This is a genomic window from Patescibacteria group bacterium (assembly GCA_041659765.1).
Classification (GTDB): Bacteria; Patescibacteriota; Patescibacteriia; order UBA9934; family UBA9934; genus JAGORL01.
Window position 1 is genome coordinate 399,062 of the sequence record JBAZXR010000001.1, and the last position, 12,125, is coordinate 411,186.

14 protein-coding genes are annotated in these 12,125 nt (G+C 51.3%); 2 read left to right on the forward strand and 12 right to left on the reverse strand.

From position 1 onward, the window contains the following. Positions 1–33: 33 nt before the first annotated feature. The 6 genes from WC813_02205 to WC813_02230 all read right to left on the reverse strand — a co-directional run bounded on the left by WC813_02205 (position 34) and on the right by WC813_02230 (position 5,277). Positions 34–402, reverse strand: coding sequence for a DoxX family membrane protein (locus WC813_02205; protein ID MFA5946814.1), 369 nt, complete (start codon positions 400–402; stop codon positions 34–36). Positions 403–474: 72 nt separating this feature from the next. Further along, a complete protein-coding gene (locus WC813_02210) occupies positions 475–1,089 on the reverse strand; it encodes a hypothetical protein (protein MFA5946815.1) in 615 nt (204 codons plus the stop codon). Positions 1,090–1,137: 48 nt separating this feature from the next. Next, positions 1,138–2,589: an ATP-binding cassette domain-containing protein gene (locus WC813_02215; GenBank protein MFA5946816.1), complete on the reverse strand. Its 1,452-nt coding sequence runs from the start codon at positions 2,587–2,589 to the stop codon at positions 1,138–1,140. Between the two features lie 383 nt (positions 2,590–2,972). Then, entirely contained in the window at positions 2,973–3,269 is a 297-nt protein-coding gene (locus tag WC813_02220; GenBank protein ID MFA5946817.1) for a HigA family addiction module antitoxin, read from the reverse strand. Between the two features lies 1 nt (position 3,270). After that, entirely contained in the window at positions 3,271–3,555 is a 285-nt protein-coding gene (locus WC813_02225) for a type II toxin-antitoxin system RelE/ParE family toxin (protein MFA5946818.1), read from the reverse strand. A 45-nt stretch (positions 3,556–3,600) separates the two neighbouring features. Continuing rightward, entirely contained in the window at positions 3,601–5,277 is a 1,677-nt protein-coding gene (locus tag WC813_02230) for a helix-turn-helix domain-containing protein (protein MFA5946819.1), read from the reverse strand. 91 nt (positions 5,278–5,368) lie between these two features. On the opposite strand from WC813_02230, the gene WC813_02235 reads away from it, so the two are divergent. After that, positions 5,369–5,803: a hypothetical protein gene (locus WC813_02235; protein ID MFA5946820.1), complete on the forward strand. Its 435-nt coding sequence runs from the start codon at positions 5,369–5,371 to the stop codon at positions 5,801–5,803. 45 nt (positions 5,804–5,848) lie between these two features. Here the strand turns inward: WC813_02235 and eno are convergent, their stop codons facing one another. The 6 genes from eno to WC813_02265 all read right to left on the reverse strand — a co-directional run bounded on the left by eno (position 5,849) and on the right by WC813_02265 (position 10,724). Next, a complete protein-coding gene (eno, locus tag WC813_02240; GenBank protein ID MFA5946821.1) occupies positions 5,849–7,153 on the reverse strand; it encodes a phosphopyruvate hydratase in 1,305 nt (434 codons plus the stop codon). A 7-nt stretch (positions 7,154–7,160) separates the two neighbouring features. Then, positions 7,161–7,418 (reverse strand): hypothetical protein, encoded by a 258-nt coding sequence (locus WC813_02245; protein MFA5946822.1) that lies wholly within the window; start codon positions 7,416–7,418, stop codon positions 7,161–7,163. A 153-nt stretch (positions 7,419–7,571) separates the two neighbouring features. Then, positions 7,572–7,757 (reverse strand): hypothetical protein, encoded by a 186-nt coding sequence (locus WC813_02250; GenBank protein MFA5946823.1) that lies wholly within the window; start codon positions 7,755–7,757, stop codon positions 7,572–7,574. A gap of 6 nt (positions 7,758–7,763) precedes the next feature. Continuing rightward, on the reverse strand, positions 7,764–9,092 hold the full coding sequence (locus WC813_02255; protein MFA5946824.1) for a hypothetical protein: 1,329 nt from the start codon (positions 9,090–9,092) through the stop codon (positions 7,764–7,766). Between the two features lie 12 nt (positions 9,093–9,104). Then, positions 9,105–9,521, reverse strand: coding sequence for a hypothetical protein (locus tag WC813_02260; GenBank protein MFA5946825.1), 417 nt, complete (start codon positions 9,519–9,521; stop codon positions 9,105–9,107). Between the two features lie 33 nt (positions 9,522–9,554). Beyond that, on the reverse strand, positions 9,555–10,724 hold the full coding sequence (locus WC813_02265) for a glycosyltransferase family 4 protein (GenBank protein ID MFA5946826.1): 1,170 nt from the start codon (positions 10,722–10,724) through the stop codon (positions 9,555–9,557). Positions 10,725–10,778: 54 nt separating this feature from the next. On the opposite strand from WC813_02265, the gene WC813_02270 reads away from it, so the two are divergent. After that, the gene (locus tag WC813_02270) at positions 10,779–12,122 is read left to right on the forward strand and encodes a glycosyltransferase family A protein (GenBank protein MFA5946827.1); all 1,344 of its coding nucleotides are present in this window, start codon (positions 10,779–10,781) and stop codon (positions 12,120–12,122) included. Positions 12,123–12,125 lie beyond the last annotated feature (3 nt).

A 12,125-nucleotide genomic window follows, 5' to 3' on the forward strand; every position in this document is an offset into this window, starting at 1 on the left:
TCGTCTAGCTCTTTAGATGTCGTTCTTGCATACTTAAGAAAGATTCTGAGAAAGAAGCATCAGCAACGCCGCAGCCAGGGCGATGTTCTTTTGGAAATTCACCATGTTGGCCATGTGCGCCTGCGGATCAGTATCGGCCCAGAAGTTATGAAGTGTAACGGCTGCAATCACCAAAAATGCGATCAACCCGCCATAAGAATAAGGCAGGTACATTTGGGTCATGATACCGACGCCGCCGAGCACGAGCAGGGCGCCAGTAATATAGACGCTAGCCAGGGCTGCGGGAAGTTTCTTACTCGCCACCCAACCGGCCATGTCCTTACCCTTGGCAAAGTGCATTAAACCAGAAAATGTGAAGTAGGCGCCCAAAAACACTTGTCCCACGAGAAAAAGGTTATTCATATGCAGATACGATAGCACGTAGCCTAGAAACACAAAACCGCCCTGGCCTAAGTCAAAGGGGCGGTTCGTGCCTTAGTTCGTAACGAGGGTCAGCTCACGATCAATGGCAACAAGCTCAGTGACTAGGTCTGAGATCAAACTCTCCTCCTCGCTAGCCTTTTTCTTTTCGGGAATAGCAACAAGTGCAACCAGAAAACAAAGCGCTGAAAGCAGAGTTCCCATAGCCGTTGCGTCCTGCGCCGCGGAAATGGTCGCCTTATGAGTAATGTTTGAAATCTCAATGGACACTGATTCTGGCAAAGCTATGCCCATATGCCCCTTTGCCCCGAGCGCGATATCCCAGGTTTGGGCGGCGAGGCGGCGTGAAAAATGCCCCTTATACATTTCGGGAATGACCTGGCTTTTCTGGACACCGACCGACAATTGTAAAGAGAGGGCGCTTACAAAAAATGCGGAAACAATGGCCAGGATGAGAGTCAACCCAAGAAGCACCAGCCATGACCGATAGATCCGCGGGAGGGACAAGCCTAGGAAAGCTCCAGAGAGCGCAAACACCGGAACCAGATCAATGGCCGTCATATGCACGTCAAGGACATTCCACGCCACCAAAAAAGTAGCGCTCAAAAGAAAAAGGGCCACATGCACCATGCGTTCGCGAGAAATAGTGGGTAGAGACTGGGCATCCATAGAACGGGACAGCCTAGCCCAAAACACCAGAATTGTCAAACTTTTACGCTAAAGCTGGGCAAGATTCAGCTCTTCGCCAAACCTAATCTGGCTGACAAAGTCCGGGGCGTGGGAAACCATAACAATCGTTCCCTCGTAGGCGTCTAGGGCTTTGGCGATAACTGGCAGATGGCGGAAGTTGATGTGGTTGGTGGGCTCGTCCAAAATCAATAAACCAGGCTTCTGGATGACAAAACGCGCAAAACAGAGCAAGCCTTTCTGTCCTTCGGAAAGCGAACCAACTCTAGTGGCGAGGGCATCGCCGTTCAAAAGAAACATGGCGCCGGTTTTTCTGATAGTTTCGTTGTCTGGAACCGGCATCATCTCAGCCAACGAGTCATAGGCGGACTTGCCGAAGTCGAGGCCTGAAAAATCCTGACGGTAATAGCCAACGCGTACGTCCTTGGCAATCTTTGCTCCCTCGTCCTTGCCCTCGGCGAGCGTGCGCAAGAAAGTGCTCTTACCAATACCGTTTGGTCCGGAGATCAAAAGTTTCTGGCCCTTGCGCAAATAAACCTTCACCGGCTTATCTTCCGGTTCGTGATTCTTAATGACCTTAATAGAAGAAATAGACAACACGTTATCACTCCACGGTTGTGCTGGAATCTGGAAAGCACGAATCGTCCGGTCATCTTTCTTCACGTCAACCATGTTCTCTTCTGCTTCTTCTACCTGGTCCTTCAGCTTGCTCGCGAGTTTGCGCATCTTTCCGCCTTTGTGCGCGAAGAAGTTTACCTTGTCTTTTCTATCTTGAATCTCTTTGAGCAGGCGAGCGTTCTTCATTTGCTCACGCTCAACACGCGCCGTGATTTGCACAACCACGTCAGCATAGTTACCGTCGTACTTATCGACCTTCCCGGTGTACACATCAAGGTGCAACACGCCGTCAGTAAACGAGTTCAAAAAGTCTGCATCGTGGGAAATAACCAGCACCGTTTTTTCGTACATGATCAAAAACGCCGTCAGCTCGGCAATGCCGTCAGAGTCCAGGTTATTCGTCGGCTCATCGAGCAACAGAATGTCAGGTTCTTGGATAAGTGCGTAGGCGAGGAGCAAACGAGCCTGTTGTCCACCAGAGAATTCCTTGATGATCTTTTCGAGCGGTGCGACGAGGTTCACAACCGCGAGCACGTCGGTGATTCTCTTGTCGAGGTCGTAATGCTTCTCTGTAAACGCCGAGGCAAAAAACTCCCGAACTGAAAAGCCGAGTTTCTCGAGTGGCATTACCTGGGTAGCAATCGCGATACTCGCGCCCTGTTTAATATGGATCTCGCCACGATCTGGCTTTAATGCACCGGTGAGCAATTTGAAAATGGTGCTCTTCCCCGCCCCGTTCTGGCCCATGACCGTCAGCTTGCTATTCTCACGTACCGAAAAATCGGCTTCGTCGAGGAGTGGGTTCTCCGCGTCGTAGCCAAACGTCACTCCCTGAAACCGAACAATGACATCTCCATGGTCCATAAAAGTGGCGGGATCATACACTAAAGGACTGAAAATAGCCAAATTTTGTTGACTAAAGCCAAAAAGATGTTTATTCTGAAGTGGGGTAAAATCACTCATTGGAGGCTGCGTGTCTCAGACTGAATCGGCTCAACAAGTACAAAGTCAACCGTCCATTTTCGACTGGACTCTGACGGTGTGCATGCTCATCTCAACAGTTCTTATCTTCGCCATCGTGATGATATCGATCATCACGCCCCCGCTCATTCTCCTCAGTTGTCCGCTCGCTACCTCTCATCTCGTTTGTCTCGTCATACTCCACTACAAGGGCGCAACTCGTTCCTAAAGTCGCCCCGCTCCGCGAAACACCTCGACCGAGGATCGCGTTAGCGGGGTGTTTCATTTTAGGCAGCCTGAAATACTCGGACTTGTTTTTCGATGGTCCTTGACCAACTCTCGCCGAGGATCTCGAGATCGTAGTGCGCCTGGAGGTTCATCCAAAATTCAGGACTATTGCCAAAATATTTTGCGAGTCGGAGAGCGGTGTCGGGACTGATGGCGCGATCGCCGTGGACAATCTCGTTAATGCGACGGGCAGGAACATTAATATCTTTGGCGAGCCGGTACTGGGTGAGCTCGAACGGAACCAAAAAGTCTTCAAGCAGGATCTCGCCGGGATGAATGGGTTTAAGTTTTTTCATATTATTTGTGATAATCGATCAGACAGACTTCGTATGCATTTCCCTCTCTCCAGCTGAATCGGATTCGCCATTGATCGTTCACCCTGATGCTGTACTTGTCCGAATCTTTCCCCTTTAACTTCTCAAGTCGATTGCCCGGCGGGACTTTGAGATCCTCGAGTTTTGCTGCGGCGTGAACGTGCAGAATTTTTCGCAGTGCAGCTCTCTGCAGCTCGACGGAGTATCTTCGCACGATCGTCCTCCGAAAAATATGCTCCGTGTCGGCGTCACCAAATGATCGGATCATACAGCTGAATGATAACGTAATGCGTTATTAGTAGTCAAGGCTCTACTAAAAATAGAACAACCTGGCCAACTTAATATCATCGTACGAGTACTTACGGTTCAGATGTGTGAGTACCGGGCTCAGTTGCTGGGTTTTCAACTTTCGGAAAGCACCATGAATGTCAGCCAAAGCTTTCTCGTTCTTAAGGTGTTCCAGACCTGTCTTTGGCAAGCCGCCGAGCTCTTTCAATTTCTCGAGGTGCTCGATAATAGTTCCGGCCTTTCTCCCCCGCTCGGCCGCTACCTCGTCGATAGTTTTACCCTCGAGTAGAAGCGCGAGCGTTTGTTCGTAGCGCGGCTCCTTACTACGCTTAGTTGGCGTTAACGGGGCGGCGAGCATTTCAATGGGTGTGCGAGCAGTCACCCGGCCTCCACAAGCGACAATAAAACCCTTTTGCTTGAGTTCGAGTTTTGACGCATCGGCGCTGCCATACTTCTCGCGCGCAATATCTGACTCCTCTCTAAACTGACCGTCTTGAACCAGGACATTCTGGTCGACCTCAAGCGCTCGTTCATTCAAACCGCCGAGGAACAAGCCGTCGAGGGTACGCACGCGCGACAGTGCAACATAACCTTGTCCGAAAGCAAACGCACCAGAAAGATCAACATACGCCGCGTCGAGCGACATCCCCTGACTCTTGTGTACGGTCATCGCCCAAGCTAGCCGAAGCGGGATTTGCGAAATCGCGGCGAGCGACCGCGACTCTCCCTCAATAGCCCAGCTGGCAGGCTTAGCCTCAATAGTTCTGCCTGACCGCGTCTTCACGATCGGGAATCCCGTGTCTCTCGAAAATCCCTCTACCTCCCCCGTCGTACCGTTAACGTAACCATCGTCGAAGTTGTTGCGAGTGAACATAACTCGTGCGCCGACCTTCAAGTCGAGTCTCTCGGGCGACAAACAACCGCGTCGTAAAGCCTCGCACATTTTAGGATTTCCCATGTCTACCATCTTAAATGACTTCACTTCGCCCGGGATCTTCGCGAGTTGCGCGGTGTTTATACGATCGACATCAGCATTGTGCGGGAACAGTTTCGTAATCTCCACGCCCGAGCCTACTGGCTGTTGGCGAGCGAGCAATCGCTCCCTATGTTCCTCGGGCACGCGCCCCGAACGCAAAGATGTCAGCACCTCCAAGAACGCCGGGTCTTCCTGGCGGTGTTGTTCGCTCAAATAGCAAATAATAGGCTTGGCGGAATGCCAGGCATCAGCCATGAATGAAAACTCAGCCGGTTCTTCGTCGTTCCGACTCACCGGTGGGAGCTGGAAGAAGTCACCAACGAAGATTACTTGCATTCCGCCAAACGGCGCGTGGTTCTCGCGGACTCCGCGCAGCACGGCGTCGACGAGCCCCAATATATTCGCGTCGAGCATGGACACCTCGTCAATAATCAAAACATGCATGTTGCGCATGCGCTTAGCCACTCGATCGTTCGTCCCGATCTCGCGAATGTCGTACTTACTGAGATCCTTCTTAATGCCGATCCCGCTCCACGAATGGATAGTCAACCCGCCAATATGGGTCGCCGCGATGCCGGTCGAAGCGGTAATGGCCGGTTCGACCCCGTGGGTACGCAAATAGTGCACATATTCGCGCACCGTATGGCTCTTGCCCGCGCCTGGCTCCCCCGTGAGGAAGACGTTGGCGCCCGTTTTCAGAATGGTCAAAGCTTCGGCTTGGGTCATAGTTGCGACATTCTACCACCCTCGGGCGTAGCCCTATCCCCTACGGGCGAGCCATGCTACCCTTTACCCACTAACTCTTTGTTAATTGGTTATGACAAAGTCATTTTTGGCCAAGTTTGGACTAACGCTCGGCGCGATTGCCTTAGTAGGTGCCGGCTGTGCCGGCGGATCATCCGGTTCCCCAGCTGACGCCTTCAAAAAAGGTCTAGAGGAAGCAAATACGGCCAATGCAAACGTGCAGGTTACCTCCCCTAAAGCTAACGAAACCGTGACGACCGTCCCACTCCAGGTAACCGGAACAGGCGCCACGCCAGGAGCAGCGGTTTACGCGGGTTTGTATGAATTCGGTAATAAGAATGTGGAAGTCCAGGTCACGGCTGACGACAAGGGTGCCTTTTACTTCAAAGAAATCTGGATGATGGGAGAACATGATCCAAAGATTGAACTGCGGGTAGGGGAAAAAGACGAGGCCGGCAATTTAATCAAGTTTACAAAAGTTCCGCTCACTTTCTCCGCCGGCAACTAATACAAACCAAAAACCATCGAGCTCGACTCGATGGTTTTTTTGTTCCTAACCTACGTTCTTAATATTCCCGAAGGCGCTCATACCAGGATACATGGCCACGGCCCCAAGTTCTTCTTCAATACGCATCAGCTGGTTGTACTTGGCCACGCGCTCAGACCTGTTGGCCGAGCCAGTCTTGATCATTCCTGTACCGAGGCCGACAACAAGGTCAGCGATGGTCGTATCTTCGGTCTCGCCGGAACGATGTGAGACAACTGCGGACCACTTAGCCGCGTGCGCCAGGTTCACGGCCTCGATAGTTTCTGACATGGAACCGATTTGGTTGATCTTGATCAGCGCAGAGTTCGCGAGTTTGTCTTTAATGGCTTTCTTGATGATCTTCGGGTTGGTCACAAGGAGATCATCTCCCATGATCTGAATTTTCTTGCCGAGCGTGATGTAAAGCTTCTTCCAATTCTCCCAATCATCCTCGCCCAAACCATCTTCAATAGAAATGATCGGATACTTGCTCACCCAATCTACCCAGAACGCAATCATCTCCTCCGAGTTCAACACTCGGCCATCACGCTTCAAATTATATTTGCCGTTGTCCCACAGCGCACTGCAAGCCGGATCGAGGGCAAGATAAATGTCTTCGCCGGGTTTGTAGCCAGCCTTCTCAATGGCCTCCACAATAATCTGCGGGTAGTCATCGTTCGACTTCATAGCCGGAGCAAAACCGCCCTCGTCTCCCACGGTCGTTGTCAGTCCGCGATCATGCAGGAGTTTCTTCAGCACATGGAAAACTTCTGCACTCCAGCGCACGGCTTCCTTGAGGCTCGGTGCGCCAATAGCCGCAATCTTGTACTCTTGGAAGTCTGACGACCCTTCCGCGTGGAGTCCGCCATTCAAAATATTAAACATCGGCACCGGCATGACGTACGGCGTATTTGGTCGATACTTTTCTTTGATGTATTGGTAAATAGGCAGGTTAGACGTTGCTGCGCCAGCCTTCAAGACTGCGAGTGAGACGCCGAGGATAGCGTTCGCGCCGAGTCTGCCTTTATTCTCTGTGCCGTCCAGATCGATCATCATCTTGTCTATCTTCTCAAGCTCGAGCGGGTCTTGACCGATGACGAGCTTGGCAATTTCCGTATTCACAAAATTAACCGCGTTCAAGACACCTTTGCCCGCGTAGCGCTTCTTGTCGCCGTCACGCAGTTCAATAGCCTCCCGTTTGCCAGTCGAGGCTCCCGAAGGAACCGAAGCACGTACCATCTCTCCTGAGTCGATCACAAGGTCTACTTCGACTGTCGGGTTGCCACGAGAGTCCAGAATTTCTCGTCCGTGAATTTCAGAAATTTTTGCCATATTACTTCTATTGTACCGCAATCTTGGCTAGGAACGCCGACAAACACTGTGATGACTGATCAAATTCTTTTTGTTTCATCGAGCCTGTCCTCAAGTTCTCGTGCATAATACCAAGCACCTGTTGAATTGCGGCCGCACATTCCTCAGGAGTTTTTAAAACCTTGCCACCTAAAATTAGCGGCGGGTGATCTGCCCAAAAATAATCCATCAGCCACACCGCGCCACAGTCTGGGCAGTCGCGAATCTCCAGTCGTGGATAGGACATATTCGGATACTCCGGCGCATAACAAAGCCCGCAATGGACTCCGGGAATCCGTACTTCCTCGCCAAAAATATCAGCCCCGCTGTAGTAAAAATCTGTTCTGTTTTCTGTGCAGGAGGGGCAGGGCATAGCTAAAAAACTGAGTTATTATCGGTCTCACTGCTGAAGGATATCGGCATGCAATTCCTCCACCGATTGGTACGCCTTCCCATGCGCGAGAGCCTCATCAGCTTCCTTCATGAGCTGTCGCTGTTGTTTACTACTCAGGTTCATCGCGCTCAAGGTGCCGTCCTTGCAGGAGTAATAGCTGGAATGACTACTTTTGCAGATCGTGCATTTCATAAGTGATTAGCTTTGGAGTTCTTTAATGTCCTCCCTATACTGCTCCGTCCGCGTCATAACTTGATCCCCGTAAAAACGGAATCGCGTGTTAGTCGAACCGCTGAAGTAGCGCATAGCCGCCGCCCACTCCCCCTCGTCACCACCGCCAGCTCCGTCGTTCATAAGCTTTAGAGCCGAAGCAACAAAAGCGTCACGAATATCCCACGGGTCCGCCGCCTGGCCAGTGAGCTTAGTTACTTTAGATGAGTAGCCGACCCAGGTAGACGGAATGAACTGGGCCGGGCCCATGGCGCCACCCCAGCCAATCTGTCCGCCGGATTTGTCACGCATGGGGCAAGAGATGGGCGTGCCTTCGGGACTTCGGTCGAGGTCATCCATAATCGCCAAGAATGGCGTGTGGTCGCGCGTCGGCTTCATGACTACTTTCCAATTCTTGCTTGGCGGATCGCCCACACGATTACACGTGCCGACGTTTGAACCGAGATTTGATTCTTGGCTTAGTACCGATAGTAGGAAGGCCGGTTCAATTCCCGTTTGATCGCCAACCCACGTAGCAATCTTGACGGCCTCGCCAAAAGTGATGTGCGTATTCCCAGTATCGAGCAGTTCGTAAATACGGTTTCTAATGGCAGCGGCCTGCGCCTTATGATCGCCAAGCTCGGCCTGATATTCGGCTTCCTGTCCCTTCGTCTCCGTTAGGAGCGTCTTCTGTTCACCCACACTCATCCGCAAACTTACCTGTTGGAGGCCATGCAGAGCCTGCAACCTAGCCGCTTCTTCTTGTTCAAGCGCGTACTCAGACTCCTGCTCGGCGAGCTTAACCGACGTCTCCTTCGCTCGAACAACCGCTCCCGACAAATCTCCGGTTAACTGCTGATATTCGTTAGCTGTATCTAAAACATCAAAAATATTCTTACTGGAAATAAACGTCAGTAGAAGATTTTTATTATCCGCCACGTGTAGTCGTCGAATAACTTGAGCTAGCTGGTCACGGAGAATTTCTCGCTGTTTCTCATTATCCTGAAGCGCGATCTGCGCGTCTTGCAAGCGGTTCTCAGCATCACTCAAGGTTACCTCGGTGGACTTGATCTGCAATTGCAACAGCGCCTGTTGCTGTCCCAGCGCCTTAATCTTATTCGCGAGTGTCTTCGCCTGTCCCTGCGTCTTGGCGATCTCAGCCTTGTCCTCAGCAATTTGCCGTTCGATTTCTTTTAACTGCTGTTGAAGTGGTGTCAGCGTGTCATCGGCGTGAGTGATTGAGGAAACTCGAAAAGAGGTCACGACGAGGAGTGTGAGAAGACCAATACCAAGTTTTCGATGACGACCGCTGTTCACTGCCCAATAATACTACCGAGCAAGTTTAAGCGGAACCAAGAGCGTATTTACCCAATCGTAATTATCGTCGACGTTATAAAATTCGAGTGTAAACGCACCATCGGGAACGCTCGTCATAATCGGGCTTGGCATAGTGAAATTCCCAGCCGCATCAGGATCTGCATATGTCAGAGAGACTGGATTTTCACCCACCAGCACCGCGACATATACCGACTTACCAGCTGGAGCTTGGCCAGTAATAGTGTACTCGTCCGTAACCGTCGAACCGGCCTTGGGCGAGGTGACACTGATGGTCGAAGTTGAGGCTAAATTAGTCGAGTCTGGCGCGGGAGTGCCCGGCGTCACTGAAGACGAAGTTGTGCAGCCTGCGCCCATGAGTGAAAGAACCGCCACCACGGACAAAACTCGGCCGACCAAAGACATGTGCATAGGGGGAGAATTACTTACGGCCAGTATAACGCATTATTTTTTCTTTTTGGCCGATCTATCCTGAGCGATAATTTCTGTATAGAAAGCCTTCATCTGCTGGGCCATACGTTTGGTAGTAAAAACCTCCGCCGTCGCTCTGGCCTCTTGGGAAAGTCTTGTTCGCAAAGCGTTATCCTGCAAAAGTTGCTTAATCACTGTCTGAGCTTCTTTCGTGGAATGCACAATGTACCCGTTCTTCCCGTTCACAATGATCTCTGGCGCAACGCCAACCGCAAAGGTAACCGGCACCAGTCCACGAGACATCCCCTCGATCAAACTCAAGCTGAATCCCTCGTACCGTGAAGAGATGAACAGCACGCTGCCAGACCAAGCATCAAGTAAAGCGGGAATCTGCTCTTTCAAGGTATTCAGCTGAAGGACCGTATTCTTAAAATGCGTTTCCATCCACGGGATCAGCGTCTTGCTATCAGTCATGCCGACGATCATCTTTGGCACACTCGGCAATTTGAGAAAGATATGTGCGAGACGGTCAAAACCCTTCAGCTTCAGCGTAAACACATCGCCCCCTAAGCGACCAAGAAAAACCACCCCCGGCGTGGTCTCGCCAGTGTGTTTGTTCGGAAGAAACCAGTAATCTTCAATGGCATTATGAATGAGGCGGATGTGCTCCGTCTTAACCCCCATCTCTTGTAGCTCCTCGACCACCCCTTGCGACGTCGCGATAACTCCCTCAGCGCGTTTGGCGACATACTCCTCAATCTCCGCCACATCTCTGAGCGGCCGGCGAGTCTTCACGTTCAGTTCAGTGATCGCACCCTGTTTTCGCAACGCGTACCACTGCTCACGAACCTCTCGTTCATCAGGATCTTTGGCTTGTGGAACCGCCTTCAAGAATCCGTAGGTAGTTGATCCAAAATGAGACACCACCGGAATAGAAAACGGCAACAGGGCAATCGGCGTATACGTGGTTCCTTGAATCAAATCACAATGCTTCAGGATGGTCCGATGTTTCTCGAGCAACGACTGAAAGAAAAAAATGTTCTTCAGGCCTTTGAGGTGCACCGGAGCGTCCAACAAATTATCTCGCGGATAGAATTCTCGCACAGAGACCCCCAACGCCGAGAGGCTTTTACGGATCAGGTCATTAATGTACCAAGCTCCGGTACCTACTTTTTTTCCGGAATGGATCAGGGCGATTCGCATAGAATGATAAGAAATGATACAGTGAAATTCAATTTTCCCTATACTACCCGCTTTATGCAATTGATGAAAGGCTTCTCCCTTGATCTCTATCCGACGCCTGACCTCACCCGAGCCGCGCAGGCGATAGAATCACAGCTCGCAAGCTACCGTCTACCACTCCCGCCACTCGCACAAACATGCGTCTTGACCATATTCGTACCCATGTTTAATGAAAGTCTCCGGCGTCTCAAAACACAACTCGACGCTTTTGCTAAGCAACAACTCCCCCGGGATATGTTCGAGGTTGTCTATCTCGTGAACAACGGCGAAGATGCATCTTCTGAGGTGCGCCAAGAAAACGCTCGGACCATGGATTATCTCCAAAGGTCTCCGCATGGCCTCCCTATTCGTCTTCTTGATCGCAGCTCACGGGGGCAAGAAATCCTGCACTGCAACGTCGGCAAGGCCAGAAACTTTGGGCTCCACGCAATAGCCAAAAGGTATCTTGAACAAGAGCGGGATGGCGTCCTGGTGCATATTGACGCTGATACGTTCCCGGAAGATCCGACATATCTTCAGAAAGTCTATCGAGCCTTCCAAAAAACGCCATCGGCCATTGCGGCCTCAGGGGGGTTGCGTATGATTCTCGACATGGACAATCCTGATCCACAAAAAACTGCCTTCTTCAAAAAACATATCAGCGCGCTCCGAAACTTTGGAAAATGGTACCACCTCTCGCACGCCTTAAATGCCACGGACGATAAACTTTCTCCCTGGATGACCCCAACGACCTTGTCTGGTCCTCATATGATCAGCCGGGTCGTGGCGAGTGTCTGCGCCGGAGGGATACCTGACGCTTCGCTTGGCGAAGATGCGATGTTCGGTTTCAATCTGGAACAGTACGCAAAAAAGATTCATGGCGTCTTCTTGAGTAAACGAGATGTCTGGTTTTTACGCATGGCCATCCGTGAGTCGACGCGCGCCGGCGCGTCATACGCCGAAGTGTTCCGAAATATTGCTGAACACAACGGCCGGCCGATCGTGCGCAATCCGCAGACTCCGCGGTACCAAGACTTCCTCAGGGACGAACTTCGACAACTCCAGCAGCAGCCCGAGAAACACGTGCAGGAACTGGCTCTCTTCTTTCACCTCCCCGAGGAACAGCTGACACGGCTTTCAGCGCAGCTCAAACGTAACGCGATCGATGAACTCATCCCGACACTGGAAATCTGGTTTAAAAAAGAACACCTCACAAACCAGGCAACATTTAACCTGCTTTTTAAAGCAAAATACAAATCCGAGTTCCCACTCACGCCGTACCGGCTTGCTTGGTTACGCACGCTTGTCTACGCGAATCCAAAAAGAAAGGCCTACGCCAAAAACGCGATTAAATACTTCTCTAATTTTAAGGCCCGATAAAAC